The organism is Lentzea guizhouensis (genome assembly GCF_001701025.1).
GTDB lineage: Bacteria > Actinomycetota > Actinomycetes > Mycobacteriales > Pseudonocardiaceae > Lentzea > Lentzea guizhouensis.
In genome coordinates this window covers 2052252-2075547 of record NZ_CP016793.1, presented here as the reverse complement: position 1 = coordinate 2075547, position 23296 = coordinate 2052252, and the positions used below count along the sequence as shown (strand labels likewise).

Here is a 23296-nt window from a genome sequence, read left to right as displayed (position 1 = left end):
CTGGACCCCGTGAGCACTGTTCTGAAGCGTTTCTCGCTGGTCGGTGTTGCCGTGGCGCTTCTCGCCACCGGATGCGGCACCGGTCCCGCAAAGGCCGGTTCGGCCGCGATCGTCGGTGGTCAGACGATCGACCTGCAGACCGTCCAGGACCGCACCGTCACGGTGCTCAAGAAGGAAACCGTCGCCCAGCAGATGCAGGACCAGGGCAAGCTCGACCAGATCTCGCGGCTCGTCGTGGCCGACGAGATCACGCACAAGATCGTCGAGCACGCCGCGCAACGCGAGAACATCACGGTCGACGAGACCAAGGTGTACGACGCGGTGCAGGAGCGCGGCGGGCCCGAGGAGGCCTCCAAGCAGAGCGTGCAGGACGCCACGACGATCCACCGCCGCCAGCGCGACGCGCTGGTCATCGGTGAGCTGGCCAGGCGCCACCTCTCCACCCTCGAGGTCACGATCGACTTCTTCCAGGTCAGGGACCCGAAGGAAGCCAGGGAGAAGGCCGCGGAGGCCGCCGCCGACCCGGCGAAGTTCACCCGGTTCATGGAAGAGGCCCCGCGCACGTCGAGCGGCCAGCGGGCCTCCGGCAGCGGCCAGAAGGTCCGCGCCTCCGAGAACGGCTCGGTCCTGCGCACCATGCTGTGGGGCGTGAAGCCGGGCACGGTCGTCGCCTTCCCCGTCGACCAGCAGCAGGCCAGCTGGATGGTGGCGCTGGTCAAGGAGCGCACCACGCTCCCGGCGACGCCGGGTGAGGAGGACCTGGCCGACCGCGTGCCCCCGGCGGTGCTCGCGGACTTCGGCATCCGGATCGCCCAGTTCCACGCGGCCGACCTGGACATCGAGATCAACCCGCGCTACGGCGTGTGGGACCCGACCGGTCCGATCGCCCAGGAGGGTGAGAACGGTCCGACCGTCGTCGGCAAGGCCGGCGAGCGGGCCGGGTTCGTCGGCGTGGCCGCGACCCAGAAGAAGTCTTGATCACCGCAGTCGTCCTCAGCGAGCGGCTCGGCGCCGTGCTGCCCACTGCCGCCCTGCCCGCGTTGCGTGCGGCCACCGCCGTCTACGCGGGCGAGGGCGTGCCGGTGGAGCGCTGGTCGGCGTTCGGCGTCGACGGTGCTGCTCCCGAGGACCTCGAAGACGGTGCCGTGGTGCTCACGACCTCGGCCGCGCCGTACCCCGGTGCCGTCGTGATCACCACGCCGGAGCCGATGGGTGCCGGGCTGCTCGACGCGGCCGCGGTGATGCACCGGCTGCGGTCGCCCGGCGGCTGTCCGTGGGACGCCGAGCAGGACCACGAGTCGTTGCGCCAGTACCTGGTCGAGGAGACGTTCGAGCTGCTCGAGGCCATCGAGGACGGCGGCAGGGCGGCGATGCGCGAAGAGCTCGGCGACGTGCTGCTGCAGGTGCTGTTCCACGCGCGGGTCGCGGCCGAGGACGCCGACGACCCGTTCGACATCGACGCGGTGGCCGCCGAGCTGGTCGCGAAACTGGTCGGCAGGCACCCGCACGTCTTCGAGGGCCACGACCCCGCCGTGCACGACGCGACCTCGCAGCAGCACCGCTGGGAGGAGCTCAAGCAGGCCGAGAAGCGCCGCGAGTCCAGTGTGGACGGTGTGGCGCTCGGTCAGCCCGCGGTCGCGCTGGCGGCGAAGCTGGTGCAGCGCACCGGACGCGCGGGTCTCCCGGTCGACCTCCTGCCGGAGGGCGACGACACGGGCACGACGTTGTTCGCCGTGACCGCGCTCGCCAAGCTCGCCGGTGAGGACCCGGAGACGGAGCTGCGCCAGGTGTGCCGGCAGTTCGCCGCCAAGGTGCGGGATGCCGAAGCGAAGGCACGGGCCGAAGGTCTGGAATCGCTGACAGCGGACGACTGGCGGCGGTTTTGGCCCTCCTGAACCGGTGACGGTGGGCTAACGTCGATCACGTGACTTACCTGCGGTACCCGCACCTTCGCGGTGACTTGGTGACGTTCGTGGCCGAGGACGACGTGTGGCTCGCCCCCGTCGACGGAGGAAGGGCCTGGCGCGCGTCCGCCGACCAGGTACCCGTCCGCTCGCCGCGGTTCTCCCCCGACGGCACGCAGCTGGCCTGGGCCAGCTGGATCGACGGGGCCCCCGAGGTGCGGGTGGCCCCTGTGGACGGTGGTCCCGCGCGCCGGTTGACGCACTTCGGCGTCGTCCGCACGGCGGTGTCGGGCTGGACTCCGGACGGCCGGGTGGTCGCCGTCTCGACGACCGGACAGATGTCCCGGAACCGCAAGCAGGCCTGGGCCGTGCCGCTGGACGGGGAACCGGCCGAGCTGCTGCCGTACGGGTGGGTCAACGACGTCTCGTTCGGGCCGGACGGGCAGGTCGTCACCTCGTCCAGCTACATGCAGGACCCCTCGTACTGGAAGCGCTACCGCGGCGGCACCGCGGGCAAGCTGTGGGTGGACACGGCGGGCGACGGTGAGTTCACCCGGATCCTCGCCGACCTGAAGTCGCCGCTGACGAACCCGATGTGGGTCGACGGGCGGATCGCGTTCCTGTCCGACCACGACGGCGTCGGCAGCGTGTACTCGGTGGCGCCGGACGGCACTGACCTGCGCCGCCACACCGAACTGGAGTTCTACGCGCGCAACGCCTCCACCGACGGCTCGCGGGTGATCTTCCACTCCGCCGGCGAGCTGTGGCTGCTGGAGGGCCTGGCGGAGCTGCGCAAGCTCGACATCAAGCTGGGCGGGCCGCGCACTGGCCGGCAACCGCACCACGTCAAGGCTTCCGGCAACATCGACTCGTTCACCGTCGACCACACCGGCCGCGCGTCCGCCGTCGAAGTGCGCGGTTCCGTGCACTGGGTAACGCACCGCGACGGTCCCGTGCGCGCGTTGGCGGAGCGTTCGGACGTGCGGGCACGGCTGCCGAGGATCCTCGGCGAGACCGACCACGTGGTGTGGGTGACCGACGTCGAGGGCGAGGAGGCGCTGGAGATCGCGCCCGTCGGCGGCGTCGAACCCGGCAACACCGCGCGCCGCATCGCGTCCGGTCAGCTGGGCCGGGTGCTGTCGCTGGTCGCCTCACCGGACGGCGCGCGGGTGGCCGTGGGCACGCACGACGGCCGGCTGCTGCTGGTGGACGTCGCGTCCGGCGAGGTCCGCGTCGTCGTGTCGGGCGCGAACGCGAACGTGAGCAACCTGGCGTTCTCGCCGGACTCCGGGTGGCTCGCGTGGTCGCACCCCGGCCCGACACCGTTGCGGCACATCAAGATGGCCTCCACGACGGACCTGTCCGCCGTGGACGTGACGCCGCTGCGGTTCGCCGACTTCGCGCCGACCTTCACCGAGGACGGCAAGTACCTCGCGTTCCTGTCGATCAGGACGTTCGACCCGGTCTACGACGCGCACGTCTTCGACCTCTCGTTCCCGACGGGCTGCCGCCCGTACCTGGTGCCGCTCGCCGCGACGACGCCGTCGCCGTTCGCCCCGATGCACGGCGGCCGTCCGGTGGGCGACGAGGACGACGACAAGGACTCGCCGGACGACGACGGCAAGCCGCCGGTGTCGAAGGTCGACATCGAGGGCCTGGCCGACCGGGTCGTGCCGGTGCCCGTCGTGGCCGCCGAGTACTCCGGGCTCCGGGCGGCCCGCGGCGGTCTGCTGTGGCTGCGCCGGCCGTTGCTGGGCGTGCTCGGCGACAACCTGGCGACCCCGGACGCGCGGCCACCGCGCACGGTGCTGGAGCGCTACGACTTCTCGAAGCGGAAGACCGAGGTCCTCGCGGACAGCGCGGAAGCGTTTGCGGTCTCCGGCGACGGCCGCCGGATGGTCGTCGAGGACCACGGTGACCTGCGCGTCGTGCCGACCGACAGCAAGGCCGACGAGGACTCCGCCGACTACGTCGAGATCGACCTGGCACGGGTGCGCGTCGTCGTCGACCCGGCGCTGGAGTGGGCGCAGATGTACGCCGAGAACGGCCGGCTCATGCGCGACAACTTCTGGCGCACCGACATGGGCGGCGTCGACTGGCAGGGCGAGCTCGACCGGTACCGCCCGCTGGTGAACGAGCTCGGCAGCCACGACGACCTGGTCGACCTGCTGTGGGAGGTGCAGGGCGAGCTCGGCACGTCCCACGCGTATGTCTGGGGTTCCTCGCCGCACGTCTCCGCATCACGCCGTCAGGGCCTGCTGGGCGCGGACCTGGTGCGTTCCGGGGACTCGTGGGTCGTGGAGCGCGTGATCCCCGGCGAGACTTCGGACCCGCACGCGCGTTCGCCGCTCACGGCGCCAGGAGTGGCCGTGCGCGCGGGAGACGCCATCGTGGCCGTGGACGGCCGTCCGGTCGGTGTGTCCGGCCCCAGCCCGTTGTTGGTGGGAACAGCCGGCAAGCCCGTCGAGCTGACGGTGCGCCCAGGTGGTGGTGGCGAACTGCGTCGGGTCGTGGTCGTGCCGTTGGCCGATGAGGAGCCTCTGCGCTACCACGACTGGGTCGCCGGTAGGCGCGCGTACACACACTCGCTGTCCGACGGCCGTGTGGGCTACTTGCACATCCCGGACATGATGGGCGCCGGCTGGGCACAACTGCACCGCGACCTGCGCGTGGAGCTGAACCGCGAGGCCCTGGTCCTCGACGTCCGCGAGAACGGCGGCGGCCACACCTCCCAGCTCGTGATCGAAAAGCTGGGCCGCAAGATCATCGGCTGGTCCGTCGCCCGCGGCTACACCGCCTCCGAGAGCTACCCCCAGGACGCCCCGCGCGGCCCGGTCGTGGCGGTGGCCGACGAGTTCGCCGGCTCCGACGGCGACATCGTCAACGTGGCCATCAAGGAACTGGGCATCGGCCCGGTCATCGGCGTCCGCACCTGGGGCGGCGTGATCGGCATCGACATGCGCTACACGCTCGTCGACGGCACCATGGTCACCCAACCGAGGTACGCGTCTTGGTTCGGAGGCCACGGCTGGGACGTGGAGAACTACGGCGTCGACCCGGACATCGAGGTCGTCATGACCCCGGCCGACCGCGTCTCCGGCCGCGACCCCCAACTCGAACGAGCCGTTTCACTGGCCCTGGAAAGGCTTTCATCCTCGCCCGCCGCTCACGCTCCGGAGTTGCCACCGCTGAGGTGACCACACCATCGTGTGGCTAAAGAACTGTGACGCACTGTTCCTTGTGGACGATCAACAAGACGGAACAGTTGTCCTCGCCGCCGGGGGTGTGTCGCAGATGAGTCACCGAGAAGAGCCGCGCAGTGGCCGTGGGTGCTTCGGAGCCGTGGTCGTGGTGCCGTTCCTGGCACTCGGCGGCATGTTCGCCTTGATCGCCCTGACAGGCTCACCGTCGGAGGCGCCGCTCGCGGCGCCTCCGCTGTCCCGGCCGACCGCGCAGTGGTGGACGGAGCCGTTCGACGCTCTGACGACGTCGACGGTCACGGAAACCGTTGTGGCGGAAGGGCAGGCGCGGGAGGTGCGGGCGGCGCGGATGGCGACGCAGACGCAGCCGCGGGCGGCGGTGTCGACGGTGACCGAGACGCGGGTGGTGACGACGTCGGTGGTGGCGGTGGGGAAGCCGGCGGCTGAGGGGAGGAATGAGGAGCCTGGGGATTCGTTGGGGGGTCCTGGGGATCCGGGGGGCGGGTCGGAGGAGGGTCCGTCTACTTCGGATAGTGCTGGGCCTGTTGTGACTTCGGGGAGTTCGTCGGTTTCGTCTGTGCCGCCGGGGTCGTCGGTGTCATTGGCTCCTGTGGAGCCCGAGGGGGTTCCGCCTTCGACGCCGCGGTCGGAGGAGCCGGTGCTGCCGGGTGGTGCGCCGCCGGTTTCTGCGCCGGGGGCTTCGCCTGGGACGCCGCCGTGTCCGGCTCCGTCTGTTGATCGGGCGGATTCAGGGGAGCGGGGCGAGCCGGTGGATTCCGTGGTTGAGGTGTTGGTGGGACTGCCGTTGTCGGTTCCTGGTGAGGCGTCCGCGTTGGGTGGGTCGGCGCGGATTTGAGGCGGAGGGGGCTGAGGTCGAATCTTCCGTCCGGCCTCGGCCTTCTTCGAATGTGCTTGGGAGCGCGTGGGTTTCGTGGGTCGTCCCCCGGTTGCGTCGGCGGGTTCCTGTTGGGAGTTCGTGGGGTGGTTGGGGTGGGTGCGGGTGTGGCGGGTGTGTGGGGCCTCCGGCGGCGGGGGGACTCCGTCCCCCTCGACCCCCTGACAATCTGATCAAAAACCGGGCCGGCGCCGTTCGTGGGTTGATGGCACGCCGGTTGGGTTGGGCGGCTTGCGGCTGCGTAGGGGCGTGCGTTGGTGGTGTGGTTTCGTCCCGAGTCGCACCAGAGGCAGCCACCCTTGGAGGGATGAGTCAAGTCCGAAGAGCGTGGACTTGACTCATCCCTCCAAGCGCGGCAGGGCTTCGCCTGCGACTCGTGACGAAACCACACCACCCCAGGCCAGCGAGAAAACAGGAGCCCAGCCGGTGAGGCGAGACAGGAGCCCAGCCGGTGAGGCGAGACAGGAGCCCAGCCGGTGGGGCGAGACAGGAGCCCAGCCGGTGGGGCGAGACAGGAGCCCAGCCGGTGGGGCGAGACAGGAGCCCAGCCGGTGGGGCAAGACAGGAGCCCAGCCGGTGGGGCAAGACAGGAGCCCAGCCGGTGGGGCGAAACAGGAGCCGGACCCGGTGGGTGAAACAGGAGCCGGGCCTGGCGGGGCGAGACAGCAGCCCGACCCGGTGAGGGCAAACAGCAGCTCGGCCTGGCGACGTGAGGCAGGAGCCCGACGCGGCAAAGGAAAGGTGCCAGATCTCCCTGTGCGGAAGGGCATGAGTGCGGCGCCCGTCTCGCGTTTCCATATCTGCGGGCGATCGTGACCATGTGTTTGGGACATGCCTGATAGACGTCACCAGGACCGGATCAGGACAGAGGTCACCCGATCGTGTCGCGGACTACGCGTTCGCCCAGGTCAGACGAGCCGCAAAGCACAAGAACCCGCTGAGCCAACCCAAGAGCAGGCTACTGGGACGCGCTTGCCCGCGCGTAGGCATCCGCGCCGCTGAACACGTTCTGCCCGTACTCCACCGAGTTGTTGTAGGCGAGCACGGCTGCCCACCAGCCTGCGCCGGTGCCGAGGTCGCGGGCTCCGCCGCCGCACAGGTAGCGGGCCGCGGTCAGGGCCGCGTCGTCGATGTTTTGCGGGTCGGCGGGGAGGCCGTCGGGGGCGGCGCGTTTTGCCCAGCGGTTCCAGGTGCCCGGGATGAACTGCATCGGGCCCACTGCGCGGTCCCAGGTGGTGTCGGTGTCCAGGCGGCCGCCGTCGGTGTCGCGGATGGCTTTGATACCGGGGGAGCCGTCCAGTGGGATGCCGATGATGGGGCGGGAGGGGAGGCCGTTTTCTTGGAGGCGGGCGCCGTTGATGTTGCCGTGGTGCGATTCGATTCGGCCGATTCCTGCGAGGGTCGCCCAGGAGATGCGGCAGGCAGGGGCTTCGGTTTGCATTGATATGTCGGCGGCGGCGTAGGCGTGCAGGGCGCGGAGGGGGATGTCGGTTTTCGAGGCGACGCGGGTTGCCCATTCGGTGAGCGGGTTCGGGCCGTTTGCGGTGGAGGGGGCGATGGCGTTGCCGGGGGCGGCGGCGCCTGGTTCTACCTCTTGGAGGGGGACCGGGAACGGGGGTGGGCCCAGGGGGGCGGCGTCGCGGCGGTTCAGGGCGCCCAGGCCCCAGGCTCCTGCTGCTACGACCACGATCAGGAGCAGCACCAGGACGATGCGGCCGGCGATGTTGGCCGAGCGGGAGCGGTGGCGGGGTTCGAGCGGCGGCGGGACCACGAGAACCAGGCTACGTGCTCGCGGCAAGCGGGTGGCTCGATTGAGGAACGCAACCTCGCGCGGAGCAGGGCGTACACGATGAAGTGAAACTTCGCAGAATGAGCCGGAGCTTTTGAGGAGAATGAAATCTCAAATGACTTCTTTGACGTCGATGGCCCAGCAACCGTAGTGCTCGGCCATTGCGCGTTTGGTTTGTGCGGTCACCCGTTTGACGCTCACTTGAACGGACGCGTCGCCCACGGCGGTTGCGACCACGTTCACGCCTCGTTCCGCCCACAGCGCTTGGTCGCTCGTGATCTGCGCGGCCAGGGTGCTGCGGCGTGCGATCGGGAGGCGGGCCTCGGTGAACGCGATCTTCGCGCCCGGTGCCAGCGCGCGCACCTCGGCGTCCAGGTCCGGGTTCGGGAGTCGCCAGACGATCACCGTGTGCTTGGCGTGGTCCAGTTCCAGGCCCGCGTAGCTGTCGGCGAAGCGGTGGCGGAGAACGGGTTCCAGCACGTCGGCGGTCGCGGTCACGCTGGCGGCCGGTGTTTCCTCCACCGAGCTGGTGGCGGTGGGTGGTGCCGGGCGGGCGGTCTGGGGGTGCTGGGCGGTGCACGCGCTCAGCACGCAGGCGGTCACCGTCACGAGCACCCAGGTGCGCTTCATCAGCCCGGTTGGTCGCCGCCGAGCGCCAGCCTGGCCTTGACCTCGCCGAGCGCCTCCTGGTACTCGGGCGACGGGTTCATCGCCACCGCCATCCGCAGCTGGGCCAGGGCCTCGGGCAGCCGCAGCTGCCGTTGCAGGGTCTTGCCCAGGGCGAAGCGGGCGTAGTGGTCGCTCGGGTCGAGGTCGAGGACCTTGCGGAACGCCTCCTCCGCCCGCCTCAGCTGTGCGGTGCCGAGGTAGGCGCGGCCGGCGAGCAGCTGCACGGACGGTGCGTCCGGGGCCTCGTCCAGCACCTGGCGCAGCTCGCGCAGCGCGTCCAGCGGCCGTTGCTGGCCCAGCAACGCCTCCGCCTTGCGGAACGCCTCGAAGGTGCCGTCCGTCATTCGATCAACGGTACCCACCGCGAGCCGGTTCGACGACTGCCGTCCGGGCGACAGGACCTGAAGGGGTGGCCGGGCCGAGCCGGAACGCCGCGAACCGAGCACGAGCCCGCAGTCCAATTCGGACCCCGGCCACCGGTGGCGAGTGCTCAGGACGACGTCCCGTTGCACGCCGAGGCCATCCGCTCGACCGCCTCGGTGATGATCTCCGGTGAGGTTGCCAGGTTCATCCGCACGAACCCCTCCCCGCCACTGCCGAACGGGATCCCGCAGTTCACCGCGACCCGGCCGCGCCGCAGGAACTCCTTGGCCGGGCTCTCACCGAGCCCCAGCGCCCGGCAGTCCAGCCACGCCAGGTACGTCCCCTGCCCCGGCGAGTAGCCCACGTCCGGCAGTTCCGACGCCAGCAGGTCCGCCAGCAGCCGCCGGTTCTCGTCGAGCCCGGTCAGCACCGCGTCGAGCCACTCGCCGCCGTCCCGGAAGGCCGCGGTGTGGGCGAGGATCCCGACGTGGCTCGGGCCATGGCCGACCTCCTCCGGCAGCCGCGCGAGGTCCTCCGCCGCCTCCGGGCCCGCGATGGCCAGTGCCGCCTTGAGCCCGGCCAGGTTCCACGCCTTCGACGCCGACATCAGCGACAGCGCGTTGCCCGACACGCTCAGGTAGGGCACGAACCGCACCCCGGACGCCACGAGCGGCGCGTGGATCTCGTCCACGACCACCCGCACGCCGTACCGGTCGGCCAGCTCCGCGACGGCCGCCAGCTCGGCGGCGGTGTGGACGGTCCCGGTCGGGTTGTGCGGGCTGCACAACAGGTACACCGCGCCACGCCCGGCACGGTCGAAAGCCTGTTCCAGCACCGGGAAGTCGATCCGCCACGACGACGACAGCGGCGCCTCGACGACCGTCCGCCCCAGCGACTCGACGAACTGGTAGAAGGGCGGGTAGACCGGGCAGTTGACCACGACGGGCGCGTCCCGAGCCGACACCAGCCGGAACATCTCGACGACGCCCATCATCACGTCCGGCACGATCGCGGTGCGCTCCACGGCGGGTTCCCAGCCCCAGCGCTCCCGTCCGAACGCCGCCAGCGCCTCGGCGTAGGCGGTGCCGGCCGGGTAGCCGGTGTCGCCCAGCGCCACCGCGTCGGTGATCGCCCGCGCGACCGGTTCGGCCAGCGGAACGTCCATCTCGGCCACCCAGACCGGTAGCACGTCCTCCGGGTAGTACCGCCACTTCATGCTGGTCCGCTGCTTCAGCTGGTCGAGCTTGAGCTCGCGTAACGGGTTCATGCAGCAAAGCTATGAGAGATCACGCAACAAGTGTTTGCGTTGTTTGCTGCAGGAGCACAGATAACGCGCAAAGATGTGCACATGGACGCGGTAGCCCGCAAGATTCTTGCCGAGCTCCAACGTGACGGCCGGATGACCGTCACCGATCTCGCCGAACGCGTGCAGCTCAGCATCTCGCGGTGTCAGCGCCGGTTGCGGGAGCTGGAGCACAAAGGCGTGATCCGCGGGTACCGCGCCGTGGTGGACGCGGCCGCGATCGGGTTCGGGTTCGAGGCGCTGGTGTTCGCCAAGGTGCGGCTGGAGTCGCTGGACGACTTCGACGGCGCGCTCGCGGCGGTGCCCAACGTCGTCGAGGCGCAGCGCCTGTTCGGCAGCCCCGACTACCTGCTGCGGGTGGTGACCGAGGACCTCGCGTCCTACCAGCGGCTGTACGAGGGCACGCTGGCCCGTTTGCCCGGTGTGCGCGGGCTGACGTCGACCATTGTGATGAAACAGGTCATCGAGCCGCGCCCGTTGCCGTGAGGCGGGAAGCGGGGAATGCGCGGCGGCGTTGTGCCGTTGCATGAGCCTGCGCTTCTCACTGATGGGTCCAGTCCGAGCCTGGCGCGACGATGACGAGATCGACCTCGGCCCGCGCCAGCAACGCGCGGTGCTGGCGGCGTTGCTGCTGAACAACGGCATCCGGTTGAGCAACGACCAGTTGATCGGCATGGTCTGGGACGACCCGACGCCGAGCGCGGTGATGGCACTGCGGACGTACATGTACAAGATCCGCAAAGCCCTGCCGGAGCTGGACCTGAAGTCGAAGGACGGCGGCTACACCGTCCGCGCCGAACTGGTCGACGACTGCCGCGGTGAGCCGCTCGAAGGCCTGAACAGCACCTACTTCGACGCGCAACGGGTCAGGCTCGCGCAGCAGCGGCTCAAGGCCCGCGAGGACTGGCTGGAACGCGAGCTCGACGTGCTGGAGCTGCAGAAGCACGTGACCGCGAACCCGTTGCGGGAACGCCCGCGTGCGCTGCTGATGCACGCCCTCTACCGCGACGGCCGGCAGGCGGAGGCGCTCGACCAGTACCACCAGGCGCGCGCTCTGCTGAACGACGAGCTGGGCCTAGAACCCGGCCCCGAGCTGCGCAAGGTGCACGCGCAGATCCTCAACGGCGACCTTTTGCTCGCCCGCAGGCCCGAGCAGCTGCCACCGGACCTGCCCGACTTCACCGGTCGCGCCCAGGAGATCGCGCGGGCGTTGCAGGTGCTGCCCGGCACGGTCGGCATCACCGGCATGCACGGCAGCGGCAAGACCGCGCTCGCCACCCGGATCGGCCACCTCGCGAAGCACCGGTTCCACGACGGCCAGATCTTCGTGCGCGGCAACGACGTCGTGCAGGAGCTGCTGCGCGCGGTCGGTGTCGAGAACCCGACCGGCGACCGGGCCGCGCTGTGGCGGGAGAAGGCGCGCGGCAAGCGGTTCCTGGTCATCGTCGACGACGTGCCGGACGCCGCGTCCCTGAGCGATCTGCACACGCCGGGCTCCGCGATGATCCTGACCAGCCTGCGCAGGCTGAACGAGATTCCCGGCGTGACCTGGTTCAAGATCGCCGGGCTCACCGAGGCCGAGGCGCACGAGCTGTTCCGCAAGGTCCTCGACCCGAGGCGGATCGACGCCGAACCCGAGCAGGCCGCGTTCGTGCTGGCCGGTGTCTCCTACCTGCCGAACCCGATCAGGGTGCTCGGCGGCAAGCTCAGCGCCCGTCCGCAGTGGACGGTCGAGATGCTGGTCAGGCAGATGGAACGGGAGACCAGGCTCGGCAACGCCGTCCCGTCCGACTGCCGGGCCGTGCTGGCGCCGCTGGTCAAGGCCGAGCGGCAGCTCACCGACGAGGAACGCCGCCTGCTGCGCGACTTCGCCCGCCAGGAGCACGACGTGATCAACATCTGCGAGGCGGCCGAGCTGAGCGGCATGGATCTGGCGTGCATGGAGGTGCTGCTGGAGTCTCTCGCCGACGTGCACCTGATCGAGCCGCTGACGCTCGGCCGGTACCGGCTGCCGCGGTTCGTGAAGATGTTCTACGGCCTGCGCACACTGGTTCCGACCAGCTGATTCACCCGGAATTTATGGCTCGACCATCCGGTGGGGCCAAGTTCGTAGACATGTCAACCAAGGAACTCGCAGGCAAGAAGGCACTCGTCACCGGCGCCACCTCCGGCATCGGCCGCGCGATCGCGGTCAGGCTCGCGGAGGCGGGGGCCACCGTCTACCTCACCGGTCGCCGCGCCGAGCTGGGCAAGGAGACCGTCGAGCTGGTCGAGAAGGCCGGCGGCACCGGCCACTTCGTCGTCTCCGACGTCGGAAACCTCGACGACGTCCGCAAGCTCGCGCAGGAGGTCGGCGAGGTCGACGTGCTCGTGAACAACGCGGGCATCTTCCCGTTCGCGCCGACCACCGAGCAGTCCGTCGAGACCTACGACCAGGTCTTCGACGTCAACGTGCGCGGCACCTACTTCCTCACCGCGGCCCTCGCTCCGGCGATGGTCTCGAAGAAGAAGGGCGCGATCATCAACATCTCGTCCATCGGCGCGGACGTCGGCAACCCGGTCACCAGCGTGTACAGCGCGTCCAAGGCCGCGATGGACGCGCTGACCCGCTCGTGGGCCGTCGAGTTCGGCGCACACGGCGTGCGCGTCAACTCGGTGGCGCCCGGTCCGATCCGCACCGACGCCGCGGTGACGCAGGCCGGTGAGGTGTTCGAGGAGTTCAGCAACCAGCTGCCGCTGGCCCGCGTCGGCGAGCCGGAGGAGATCGCCGACGTCGTGCTGTTCCTCGCGTCCGACCGCTCCAGCTTCGTGACCGGCACGGTGCTCGCGGCCGACGGCGGCTACCTCGCGAGCTGAGCGAGCAGTCCGGACAGGGACGAGGGCGACTCGACGTGCACGTTGTGGCCGGCGCCGGTGAACACCACCGGCTCCGGCACCAGCTCCTTCAGGTGCTCCTGGGGGCTCATCGGGTCGTTCTCGCCCGCCGCCAGCACCACGTGCGCCTGCGCGGCCATCACCAGTCCGGCCATGTCCGGGCGGCCGACGCCGAACGCGCGCATGTCCAGCACGGGTGCCCAGCCGCCGTCCACCTCGGACACTCCGTGCCTGAGCGGCACACCGGCCATCTTGGCGGCGCGGTCGACGGCCTCTGCCTCGGTCTCGAAGACCTTGGCGGGCTTGGCGGCGAGCGCGGCGGCCTTGGCCAGCTCCTCGTCGGTCCACTGGACCTTGATCCCGACGCCGACCGCGGTCGTCACCTCGACGCCGAACCAGCCGCTCGCCAGCGCCAGGCCGACCACGCCGCCGAGCGAGTGGCCGATGACCGTGACGGGCTCGCGCGGCACCACCTCCGCGACGGCGGCCGCGATGGAGCCGAACGTGTACCGCTCGATCCGGCCGCTGCGGCCGTGACCGGGCAGATCCGGCACCAGCCAGCTGCCGTGCCAGTTCCCGACGACCTGGTCCCAGACCTCGCCGGTCGCGCCGAGGCCGTGCAGCAGCACCAGCAGCGGTCCGTTCCCGCCACGTTCGACATGGAGCACGTCAGAATCCCGTTCTATGCGGACCGATGCCGAGCTGATCGTCGACCCGGACACATATACCTCGGGTGTCCCGTACGACGCACTCACCCGGCTGCGCGAAAAGAACGTCGTGCGCATCGACGACTCCGGCGCCGGATCGTTCTGGGCGGTCTTCCGCTACGACGACGTCCGAACGGTGTTGAAGTCGCCCGCCATCTTCTCCTCGCACCGCGGCGCCACCCAGATCCGCGACCCTCAGCCGGACGACCTGAAGTACGTCCAGCGCATGATGCTCAACCAGGACCCGCCTGAGCACTCCCGGCTGCGGCGCATGCTGACCAGGGCGTTCACCCCGCGGGCCGTGGCGAGGCTGGAGGAGGGCATCCGCGCGAACGCCCGCCGGATCGTCGCCGAACCGTCCGGTGACTTCGCCGCCGACGTCGCCGACCTGCCGTTGCTGACGCTCGCCGACGTCTTCGGCGTGCCCCGCCAGGACCGTGCGCTGCTCTACGACTGGAGCAACCGCGTGATCGGTTTCCAGGACGCCGAGTACGCGCTGTCGTCCAGCTCCACCGCCGGCATGACCGACATGGCGTTGCAGGCGGTGGAACTTCGTCCGGACGATGGCCGCGACCCGCGCGCACGCAACGGCATGCCCGACCTCTACGCCTATGCGCACGCGTTGGGCGCGTACAAGCGTGCGCATCCATCGGACGACGTGATCAGCAACCTCATGCAGGAGGACCTGTCGCTGGAGGAGTTCGAGAACCTCTTCTGGTTGTTCTCCGTGGCGGGCAACGAGACCCTGCGCAACGGCATCCCCGGCGGCCTGATCGCGTTGCTCGACCACCCCGGCCAGTACGAACGACTGCGCGCCGACCGGTCGCTGCTCGGCACCGCGGTCGAGGAGATGCTGCGCTGGTGGACGCCGGTGATGCACTTCCGCCGCACGGCCATTCAGGACACCTCGTTGTCCGGCGTGGAGATCGGGGCGGGGGACAAGGTCGTCGTGTGGTTCTCGGCGGCGAACCGGGACGAGCGCGTGTTCACCGAGCCCGACCGGTTCGACGTGGGCCGTCGGGAGGCCGACCACCTGAGCTTCGGGCACGGCCCGCACTTCTGCCTCGGCGCGCAGCTGGCCAGGACCCAGCTGCGCGCGGTGTTCGAGGCGGTGCTCGACCTGCCGGGCCGGCTGGAGCTCGCCGGCGAGGTCAGCCGGTTGCGGTCGAACTTCCAGAACGGCGTCAAGCACCTGCCGGTGACCGGCGGCGCACCACCCGCTCCAGGATCCCCAGCGTCGCCTTGAGCGCTGCCTGCGACACCACCGGGAACGTCACGCGTCCGCGCCACTCGTCGCTGACCTGCGACCAGTCGTAGTACGAGGTGACGAGCGTGCCGTTCGCGGCCGGTGCCAGCCGGTAGCCGTACACGTGGCGGGCGTGCGGCCCGACCCGGCCCTCGACGGTCCACGCGATCTCCTCGCCGGGGACGAGCTTCGTGATCACCACGTCGACGTCGTACCGGCCCAGCGGCACGTCACCGAGCGCCTCGCGGTCCATGTGCACCACGAACCGGTCGCCCACCTGCGTGACCGGGGCGCCCTCGGCGCCCATGAGCATCCCGGACGCGTCGATCTCCACGTGGCCGAACGGGTCGGTCAGCACGGCGAAGACCGCGTCGGCGGGAGCGGGCACCAGCCGGGAGACCTCGATCAGCTCCGGCCCCGGTGTCTCCGCCGTGGCGACCAGGACGGCGCGGCCGAGGACGTGCGCGCTCATCAGGAAACCGAGCAGCGCGGGCGTCGCGTCGGCGGGAACCCCGATCGACTCGACGCCGAGGGCGTGCACGACGACGAAGTAGCGGTGCCGGCCGTGGCCCGCGGGCGGTGCGGCGCCGACGTACTGCGCGAGCCGGGCGTCGTTGGGCAGCTGGAACGCGCCCTGCGGCAGGCCGGAACCGGTGGCATCACCGGCGCCTTCGGGCAGATCGGTGCAGGTGGCGGGGATGTCGGCGACCGCCCAGTGCCAGAAACCGGACCCGGTGGGGGCGTCGGGGTCGTAGACGGTGACGGCGTAGCTCCTGGTGCCGTCCGGGGCGCCGGTCCAGGACAGCTGGGGCGAGACGTCCTTGCCGCCGAGCTGCTCGGGTGCCCACACGGCGCCGTCGGTGACCGAGCTGCTGGTGACGGTGAAGGTGGCCGCCTCGGGAAGGCGGGCGAACGGGTCGTTCATGGGTGAGGTCCTCTTCCGTGGTTGATCGATGATCGCAACAATAATCGATTATCCGACGGTTCGTCTATGCTCGCCGATGTGATGCTCTCGGAGCAGGTGCACGCGGACCTGCGTGACGCGATCATGCGCGGCGGCCACGCGCCCGGTGCCCCTCTCAAGCCCCAGGACCTGGCCAAAGCGCACGGGGTGAGCCTGGCGGTCGTGCGCGAGGCGCTGGTGCGGCTGGTGGGCGACGGCCTGGCCGACCGGCTGCCGAACCGCGGTTTCGCCGTGCCCGAGTTCACCGACCGGCGCTGGCAGGACATCGCCGAGGCCCGGCTCGCGGTCGAACCCGTCGTGCTGCGGATGGCGGTCGAGCGCGGTGACCTCGACTGGGAGACGCGGGTCCGAGCCGCCCACCACCGGCTCGCGCGCACCCCGCCGTTCGACGGCGGTGAGCACTACACCGAGGCGTGGGCGGAGGCGCACCGGCTGTTCCACCGCACGCTGCTGGAGGGGTGCGGCAACGACACCCTGCTGGAGACGTTCGACCGGATGTGGACCGCCAGTGAGCTGGCCCGTCGCTTCTCGGCCCGCCGCAACGCCGGTCGGGACCACGTCGCCGAGCACCGCCGGCTGGAGGAGGCCGCGCTGGCCCGTGACGCCGGCGCCGCGGTCGCCGTGCTGGAGCAGCACCTCGCGCTGACCGCCTCCGGACTGGTCGAGCAGACCTGATCATCGAGTTCTGGGCGGCGTGCCGAACTTCTGGCACGATTCAGCAGACCGGCGCCGGTGGCCCGCTGTGATCTGACGGTGTCGCGCCCCAGCCGGTCACCTGGCCCAAGTAGGCTCGTCGCGAGACGAGACGCAGGAGAAACAGGGAGCGCAAGTGGCGGTCATCGAGCAGGTCGGAGCACGCGAGATCCTGGACTCGCGCGGCAACCCCACCGTCGAGGTCGAGGTGGCGCTGGACGACGGCACGCTGGAGCGCGCGGCCGTTCCGTCGGGTGCGTCGACCGGTGAGCACGAGGCGGTGGAGCTGCGGGACGGCGACGCCAAGCGGTACCTGGGCAAGGGCGTCGAGCGTGCGGTGACCGCGGTGCTCGACGAGATCGGTCCCGAGCTGGTCGGCATCGAGGCCGTCGAGCAGCGCGTCGTGGACCAGAAGCTCGTCGACCTGGACGGCACGCCGGACAAGGGGCGCCTGGGCGCCAACGCGATCCTGGGTGTGTCGCTCGCGGTCGCGAAGGCGGCGGCGACGAGCTCCGGCCTGGAGCTGTTCCGCTACGTCGGCGGGCCGAACGCGCACGTGCTGCCGGTGCCGATGCTGAACATCCTCAACGGTGGCTCGCACGCCGACACCGACGTGGACATCCAGGAGTTCATGATCGCGCCGATCGGCGCGGAGACGTTCCGCGAGGGCCTGCGCTGGGGCACCGAGGTCTACCACGCGCTGAAGTCCGTGCTGAAGAGCAAGGGCCTCGCCACGGGTCTGGGTGACGAGGGCGGTTTCGCCCCCAGCCTCGCCAGCAACCGCGACGCGCTCGACCTGATCCTCGAAGCCATCGAGAAGGCCGGGTACCGCGCGGGCCGCGACATCGCGCTCGCGCTCGACGTGGCCGCCACGGAGTTCTTCTCCGACGGCGCCTACACGTTCGAGAAGAACAAGCGCTCCGCCGAGCAGATGATCGGCTACTACACCGAGCTGGTCCGCGACTACCCGATGGTCTCCATCGAGGACCCGCTGTCCGAGGACGACTGGGACGGCTGGGTGCAGATGACCGCCGAGCTGGGCGAGAAGGTCCAGATCGTCGGCGACGACCTGTTCGTCACGAACCCGGAGCGCCTGGAGGAGGGCATCTCCCGCCGCGCCGCCAACGCGCTGCTGGTGAAGGTCAACCAGATCGGCACGCTGTCCGAGACGCTCGACGCGGTCTCGCTGGCCACCTCCTACGGCTACAAGTCGATGATGTCGCACCGCTCGGGCGAGACCGAGGACACGACCATCGCCGACCTCGCCGTCGCGACCGGTGCCGGCCAGATCAAGACCGGCGCGCCCGCCCGCGGTGAGCGCACCGCGAAGTACAACCAGCTGCTGCGCATCGAGGAGAGCCTCGGCGACGCCGCGCGTTACGCGGGCGAGCTGGCGTTCCCCCGGTACACGCCGGAGGGCTGACGCATGGCCGAGCGCGCGCGTCGACCTCGCCGCCCCCGTGCCGAACGGGAGGCGCGGCCCGCTCGCGCGCGCAAGCCACCGCGTCCGAAGGGGCCCGCCCGCCGTTCCGACGGCACGGGCGGCGCCTTCGGGATGACCGGGACGCGGCGGGCCGCGATGTTCGCGATGGTGCTGTGCGCACTGGCGTTGAGCATCGCGGTCCCGCTGCGGACCTACCTGTCCCAGCGCGACGAGCTGCGCGACGCGAACGCGGAGTCGGACAAGCTCCGCGAGCAGGTCGCCGCGCTGGAGCACCGCAAGTCGCAGCTGAACGACCCGGCGTTCGTCGAGATCGAGGCGCGCAAGCGGCTGCACTGGGTGCGGCCCGGCGAGACGCCGTACATCGTGCAGCTGCCGGGTGACGAGAACCGCAACACTGAATCGGAGCGTCCGTCGGGCAAGCCGTCGGCGAACCAGTCTTGGTACGAGGAACTTTGGCAATCGGTGACGCACAAGTAGACGCTGCTGACCTGGAGACGGTCGCTCAGCAGCTCGGCCGGACGCCGCGCGGTACCCGTGCGATCGCGTCGCGGTGCCCTTCCGGGCACCCGAACGTCGTGCAGACGAACCCGCGGCTGCCGGACGGGACCCCGTTCCCGACGATGTTCTACCTGACCTGCCCGAAGCTGAACTCCCTGGTCAGCACGCTGGAGGGCAGCGGGCTGATGAAGGAGCAGACCGAGCGGCTCGCGGAGGACCCCGAGCTCGCGGCGGCCTACCAGCGCGCGCACGAGTCGTACCTCGCCGAGCGGGACGCCATCGAGTCGCTGGGAACGCAAGTCACCGCGGGCGGCATGCCGAGCAGGGTCAAGTGCCTCCACGTGCACGTCGCCCATGCCCTCGCGAAGGGCCCCGGGGTCAATCCCTTCGGGGACGAGGCGCTGGCACTCTTGCGGGAGCAGGCCCTGTGGCCGGCCGGTGACTGTTCAGCCAGTTAACAGTCAACGGAACCGAACAGGCGCTTCACTCCGTCTTGGGTACACCTGGACCCGCGAGTGAGGCAGGCTGGGAACAGGGCAGCGAGGGGGCGCACGCCGTAACTGTGGAACGGCGCGCCGCGATGACGCACGAGAGGTGAGTATTCGTGGCAATGGCCAAACTGCGTGGTCCCGCGGCTCTGTCAGCCCGTCACAAGGGCTTCGCCGTGGCCGCGCTGGCTGCCATGCTCGCGCCGGCGATGATCGTGGGCACCAAGCTGGTCGACTGGGTCAACGTCTCCAAGCACTCCGACATGGCCGTCACCCTGGGCCCGGCCGACGTCTTCGGAGCGTTGCGCCGCGACCCGTCCGAGCTCGGCGCCACCGGCCGCCTGCCGTTGTCCGACGAGCTGAGCGCCGCGCTGCTGCTCGACCTCGAAGACGGCGACATCGACGACCTGGACAACGACCCCGGCATCATCGAGGACTTCCCCGGCGACTACGGCATCCCCGGCGTCGTGCTGGAGGCCTACCTGCGCGCCGAGGACAAGATGGCCACCCTGGTCCCCGGCTGCAAGCTCGACTGGGCCCTGCTCGCCGGCATCGGCAAGGTCGAGTCCAACCACGCCAACAACGGCCGCGTGACCGGCCTCGGCGACGCCACCCCCAAGATCCTCGGCCCGGTCCTCAACGGCGCCCCCGGCATGGCCGCCATCCGCGACACCGACGGCGGCCGCCTCGACGGCGACACCACCTGGGACCGCGCGGTCGGCCCGATGCAGTTCATCCCGAGCACCTGGGCCGGCTACAGCGCCGACGGCAACGACGACGGCGTCATCAACCCGAACAACATCTACGACGCCGCCCTGGGCGCCGGCCGCTACCTCTGCGCAGGCGGCGGCGACCTCACCCAGCCGTCCGCCCGCTCGGCCGCGATCTTCCGCTACAACAACTCCAACGAGTACGTCCGCACGGTCCTGAAGTGGGCCAAGCAGTACTCCGACAACGTCGACGCGCTGCCGCTGCTCCCCGACGACGGCAACAACGTCCTGAACCCGACCCCGGGCAACCCCGGCACCCCGAACCCCGGCGGCAACCCGGACAACCCCGGCACCTCCAACCCGCCGTCGTCGACCTCCTCCTCACCGTCGACGCCGCCTTCGTCCTCGAACCCGTGCACGCCGCCTTCGTCGTCGACCCCGCCGTCGTCGTCCTCTTCCTCGACGCCGCCGTCCTCCACGTCGCCGTCGTGCCCGCCGTCGTCCTCTTCTTCCACGCCACCGTCTTCGTCGTCCTCCACCCCGCCCGCACAGGAGCCGTCGAACCCGCCGGTCGGTTCCTCGTCGAGCGAGACGCCGGGCTCGACCACGCGGGTGGAGACGACGACCCAGCAGACGACGACCCAGCAGACGACGACCGCGGCTACCAGCAGCGCGGTTCCCAGCAGCGCGGCGCCGGTGACGGGGTCGAGCGGCCCGGTCGTGAGCACCACGACCTGATGCTGTTCCCGGCGTGAGGCCCTGACCGCCCCGTAATTCGCGCGGCGGCGCCCGCGTTTCTTGGCAGGGTGGTCCCGTGCTCCCCGACTACCCCCTCGAAACCACCCGCCTGCTCCTGCGCCCCTTCACCACCGGCGACCTCGCCGACTACGCCGCCTACCGCACCCACCCCGACGTCAACCGCTACCTCCTCAACAAGGTGACCACCCACGCCGCGGCCGCCGACCTCCTCGCCGCCAAGGCGGCCAGGACGTCGCTGACCCCCGACGGGCAGGCCCTCTCGCTCGCCGTGTTCTGGCCGGAGGCGAACCGGGTCGTCGGGGACGTCGTGTTCAAGTGGCTCAGCGAGGAGCACCGGCAGGGCGAGATCGGCTACGTCTTCAACCCCGAGTTCGGCGGCCGTGGCCTGGCGGGCGAGGCGGCGGGGGAGTTGCTGCGGTTCGGGTTCGAGGAGCTCGGGTTGCACCGGATCGTCGCGCAGGCCAACCCGGAGAACGTGCCGTCGTGGCGGCTGATGGAGCGGCTGGGGATGCGCAAGGAGGCGTACCACCGGCAGAACCTGCTGGTCGAGGGGGAGTGGCTCGACCTCGTCACCTACTCGGTGCTCGCGCGGGAGTGGCGTGACCGCGCGAAGCCGTCGGCGAGGGCTTCGGTGCTGCTCACCTTCGGCTGGTACGACGGTCCGATCGAGGGCGTGGTGGTCAGTGCGGCCGGGGACGCGTGCTGGTACTTCAAGCTGGTCGCGGAACGGTTCGACCCCGACCAGGAGGACGACAGGCTGTTCGGGCTGTGGCCGGTTCCCGCGGCGGACGGCGCGGTGCTCGTCGGCGAGTTCGCCGAAGGTGCCGATCCGGGGCCGCAGCTGTGGCCGGTGCACGGCGGGGCCGGGTCGGCCGCTGCTCGCGCGATCGTCGAAGGGCTGTTGTCCGCCGAGCACGTCACCCCTCACCTGTTGGTCCGCGAGCCGGACTTCGCGGAGACGGGGGAGAGGTGGGAGGTCGTCCCACCGGGTCGCCACGGCGACGCGCGACCTCGACCGCGGCTTTCGTGACACCGCGAAAATTCAGGAGGCGCGCACGGCGTTCCTTGGCAAGGTGGACCCCGTGCGTCCTGACTACCCGATCAAGACCGACCGCCTCCTCCTCCGCCCCTTCGAGGTCACCGACCTCGCCGACGTCCACGCCTACCGCCGCCTGCCCGAGCTCGCCCGCTACCTCTACGACGAGGCCCTGACCGAGGCCGAGACCGCGGAGAAGCTCGCCAAGTGGTCCGCCATGGACGAGCTCACCGAGGAGGGCCAGTCCCTCGCGCTCGCCGCCACCCTCGACGGCACGGTCATCGGCGAGATCGACATCAAGTGGCTGAGCAGGGACAACCGGCAGGGCGAGCTGGGCTACATCTTCAACCCGGCCTTCCACGGCAGGGGCTACGCGCGCGAGGCCGCCGAGCAGATGCTCGACCTCGCCTTCGGCCAGCTGCACCTGCACCGGGTCATCGCGCAGTGCGACCCGCGCAACGAGCCGTCGTGGCGCCTGATGGAACGGCTCGGGATGCGCAGGGAGGCGCACCACCGGCAGAACGAGATCTTCAAGGGCGAGTGGGGCGACCTCTTCGTCTACGCGGTCCTCGAAGAGGAGTGGCGGGGTACGGCCTGACCACCCGGTCGCCGCGGCCGAGGGCGAGTGGGCCGGCTCGGTGGTCTGCGCCATGCTTGCCGGAGAACATCGAACCGAGGAGTGATCCATGGCGCGGGTTGCCGCCATCGACTGCGGGACCAACTCGATCCGCCTGCTGGTCGCGGACGTGACGAAGCGGGACGACGGTACGGCGTGGCTGCGCGACGTGCACCGCGAGATGCAGGTCGTGCGGCTCGGGCAGGGGGTGGACGCGACGGGGGAGCTGCACCCCGACGCGATCCGGCGCACGAGGGAGGCGCTGCTCGACTACGCGCGCACGATGCAGCGCAAGGGCGTGGAGCGCGCACGGATGGTGGCCACGAGTGCCACGCGGGACGCGCGCAACCGGGACGAGTTCTTCGACATGACCCGCGAGATCCTCGGGGCGCCGGCCGAGGTGATCACCGGGGACGAGGAGGCGCGGCTGTCCTACCTCGGCGCGGTGGCCGACCTCGACCCGGACGAGGGACCCTTCCTCGTCACCGATCTGGGTGGAGGTTCGACCGAGTTCGTCCTCGGCGGCGGATCCGACGTCGAGGCCGCGCGGTCGATGGACATCGGGTGCGTCCGGCTGACCGAGCGATTCCTGCACTCCGATCCGCCCGCGAAGGGCGAGGTGGACAAAGCGGAAGCGTTTGCGCGCGAGCAGGTTCAATTGGCGTTCGAAACTGTTCCGGTCGAGAAGACGCGCACCTGGATCGGTGTTGCTGGAACGGTTACGACGTTGTCCGCCCTGGTCCAGGGCCTTGAGGTGTACAACAGCGACGAAATCCACCTCTCCCGCATCACACTTGACAATGTCCGTGAAATCACTGACAGTGTTCTCGCGATGACGCATGATGAACGGGCCAGGTTGGGACCCATGCATCCCGGCCGGGTGGACGTCATCTGCGGTGGAGCGATCGTTCTGCGTGCGATTGCCGAGGAGCTGCAGAATCGCGCGGGTATCGACGTGCTCGTTTGCAGTGAGCACGACATCCTCGACGGCATCGCGTTTTCGCTGGTCTAGAGGCGAATTAAGGTCGACTTGAGGCGATCGTGACTATTTTGTGACCGCTTTCGGTGCGCGTACTCCTGGACAGCCCGGTTAACGTCCTCTCACGTTTTGGGAGGTGGACGAGACCTCCCGGGGAGG

At 70.3% G+C, this 23296-nt stretch carries 21 protein-coding genes; 15 read left to right on the top strand and 6 right to left on the bottom strand.

Annotated elements, in window-relative coordinates:
• Positions 1 to 9: 9 nt before the first annotated feature.
• The 3 genes from BBK82_RS10375 to BBK82_RS10365 are packed head-to-tail and all read left to right on the top strand — an operon-like array spanning position 10 to position 5101.
• Positions 10 to 978 carry a hypothetical protein gene (locus BBK82_RS10375; RefSeq protein WP_065914811.1) on the top strand — a complete coding sequence of 323 codons (969 nt, stop codon included), beginning with the start codon at positions 10 to 12 and terminating at the stop codon, positions 976 to 978.
• Positions 978 to 1895: a nucleoside triphosphate pyrophosphohydrolase gene (locus BBK82_RS10370; RefSeq protein WP_065920959.1), complete on the top strand. Its 918-nt coding sequence runs from the start codon at positions 978 to 980 to the stop codon at positions 1893 to 1895. Before BBK82_RS10375 ends, BBK82_RS10370 begins: the two co-directional genes overlap by 1 nt.
• A 29-nt stretch (positions 1896 to 1924) precedes the next feature.
• On the top strand, positions 1925 to 5101 hold the full coding sequence (locus BBK82_RS10365) for a S41 family peptidase (RefSeq protein ID WP_065914810.1): 3177 nt from the start codon (positions 1925 to 1927) through the stop codon (positions 5099 to 5101).
• Between the two features lie 1856 nt (positions 5102 to 6957).
• On the opposite strand, the gene BBK82_RS10360 is transcribed toward BBK82_RS10365, so the two are convergent.
• The 4 genes from BBK82_RS10360 to BBK82_RS10345 form a co-directional block, all read right to left on the bottom strand.
• Positions 6958 to 7770, bottom strand: a complete 813-nt coding sequence (locus BBK82_RS10360) for a lysozyme family protein (protein WP_154697228.1) — start codon at positions 7768 to 7770, stop codon at positions 6958 to 6960.
• Between the two features lie 129 nt (positions 7771 to 7899).
• Entirely contained in the window at positions 7900 to 8418 is a 519-nt protein-coding gene (locus tag BBK82_RS10355) for a hypothetical protein (RefSeq protein ID WP_065914808.1), read from the bottom strand.
• Positions 8418 to 8801 (bottom strand): tetratricopeptide repeat protein, encoded by a 384-nt coding sequence (locus BBK82_RS10350; RefSeq protein ID WP_065914807.1) that lies wholly within the window; start codon positions 8799 to 8801, stop codon positions 8418 to 8420. Before BBK82_RS10350 ends, BBK82_RS10355 begins: the two co-directional genes overlap by 1 nt.
• Positions 8802 to 8947: 146 nt before the next feature.
• On the bottom strand, positions 8948 to 10087 hold the full coding sequence (locus tag BBK82_RS10345; RefSeq protein ID WP_065914806.1) for a MalY/PatB family protein: 1140 nt from the start codon (positions 10085 to 10087) through the stop codon (positions 8948 to 8950).
• Positions 10088 to 10168: 81 nt separating this feature from the next.
• Here BBK82_RS10345 and BBK82_RS10340 point away from each other — a divergent pair, with 81 nt between their 5' ends.
• From BBK82_RS10340 to BBK82_RS10330, 3 genes are all read left to right on the top strand, one after another.
• On the top strand, positions 10169 to 10609 hold the full coding sequence (locus tag BBK82_RS10340; RefSeq protein WP_065914805.1) for an Lrp/AsnC family transcriptional regulator: 441 nt from the start codon (positions 10169 to 10171) through the stop codon (positions 10607 to 10609).
• A 61-nt stretch (positions 10610 to 10670) separates the two neighbouring features.
• Positions 10671 to 12188, top strand: coding sequence for a BTAD domain-containing putative transcriptional regulator (locus BBK82_RS10335; protein ID WP_170067893.1), 1518 nt, complete (start codon positions 10671 to 10673; stop codon positions 12186 to 12188).
• Between the two features lie 50 nt (positions 12189 to 12238).
• Entirely contained in the window at positions 12239 to 12979 is a 741-nt protein-coding gene (locus BBK82_RS10330; protein ID WP_065914803.1) for an SDR family NAD(P)-dependent oxidoreductase, read from the top strand.
• On the opposite strand, the gene BBK82_RS10325 is transcribed toward BBK82_RS10330, so the two are convergent.
• Positions 12964 to 13665 (bottom strand): alpha/beta fold hydrolase, encoded by a 702-nt coding sequence (locus BBK82_RS10325; protein WP_065914802.1) that lies wholly within the window; start codon positions 13663 to 13665, stop codon positions 12964 to 12966. The genes BBK82_RS10330 and BBK82_RS10325 overlap by 16 nt on opposite strands.
• 16 nt (positions 13666 to 13681) lie before the next feature.
• Between BBK82_RS10325 and BBK82_RS10320 the strand changes: the two genes are divergently transcribed.
• Entirely contained in the window at positions 13682 to 14950 is a 1269-nt protein-coding gene (locus BBK82_RS10320) for a cytochrome P450 (protein ID WP_065914801.1), read from the top strand.
• Here the strand turns inward: BBK82_RS10320 and BBK82_RS10315 are convergent.
• On the bottom strand, positions 14889 to 15875 hold the full coding sequence (locus tag BBK82_RS10315; protein ID WP_065914800.1) for a YbhB/YbcL family Raf kinase inhibitor-like protein: 987 nt from the start codon (positions 15873 to 15875) through the stop codon (positions 14889 to 14891). The genes BBK82_RS10320 and BBK82_RS10315 overlap by 62 nt on opposite strands.
• Before the next feature lie 81 nt (positions 15876 to 15956).
• Between BBK82_RS10315 and BBK82_RS10310 the strand changes: the two genes are divergently transcribed.
• The 8 genes from BBK82_RS10310 to BBK82_RS10275 all read left to right on the top strand — a co-directional run bounded on the left by BBK82_RS10310 (position 15957) and on the right by BBK82_RS10275 (position 23170).
• The gene (locus BBK82_RS10310; RefSeq protein WP_083268758.1) at positions 15957 to 16589 is read left to right on the top strand and encodes a GntR family transcriptional regulator; all 633 of its coding nucleotides are present in this window, start codon (positions 15957 to 15959) and stop codon (positions 16587 to 16589) included.
• 154 nt (positions 16590 to 16743) lie between these two features.
• Positions 16744 to 18030 carry a phosphopyruvate hydratase gene (gene eno / locus BBK82_RS10305; protein WP_065914798.1) on the top strand — a complete coding sequence of 429 codons (1287 nt, stop codon included), beginning with the start codon at positions 16744 to 16746 and terminating at the stop codon, positions 18028 to 18030.
• Positions 18031 to 18033: 3 nt separating this feature from the next.
• Positions 18034 to 18528: an FtsB family cell division protein gene (locus BBK82_RS10300; protein WP_071812564.1), complete on the top strand. Its 495-nt coding sequence runs from the start codon at positions 18034 to 18036 to the stop codon at positions 18526 to 18528.
• Complete coding sequence (locus BBK82_RS10295) at positions 18504 to 19007, top strand: DUF501 domain-containing protein (RefSeq protein WP_065914796.1); 504 nt, start codon at positions 18504 to 18506, stop codon at positions 19005 to 19007. Before BBK82_RS10300 ends, BBK82_RS10295 begins: the two co-directional genes overlap by 25 nt.
• A gap of 152 nt (positions 19008 to 19159) precedes the next feature.
• Positions 19160 to 20485, top strand: coding sequence for a lytic transglycosylase domain-containing protein (locus tag BBK82_RS10290; RefSeq protein WP_065914795.1), 1326 nt, complete (start codon positions 19160 to 19162; stop codon positions 20483 to 20485).
• Positions 20486 to 20561: 76 nt separating this feature from the next.
• Positions 20562 to 21536, top strand: a complete 975-nt coding sequence (locus tag BBK82_RS10285) for a GNAT family N-acetyltransferase (protein WP_065914794.1) — start codon at positions 20562 to 20564, stop codon at positions 21534 to 21536.
• 52 nt (positions 21537 to 21588) lie between these two features.
• Complete coding sequence (locus tag BBK82_RS10280) at positions 21589 to 22140, top strand: GNAT family N-acetyltransferase (protein WP_065920958.1); 552 nt, start codon at positions 21589 to 21591, stop codon at positions 22138 to 22140.
• A gap of 88 nt (positions 22141 to 22228) precedes the next feature.
• Positions 22229 to 23170 carry a Ppx/GppA phosphatase family protein gene (locus BBK82_RS10275; protein ID WP_065914793.1) on the top strand — a complete coding sequence of 314 codons (942 nt, stop codon included), beginning with the start codon at positions 22229 to 22231 and terminating at the stop codon, positions 23168 to 23170.
• Positions 23171 to 23296 lie beyond the last annotated feature (126 nt).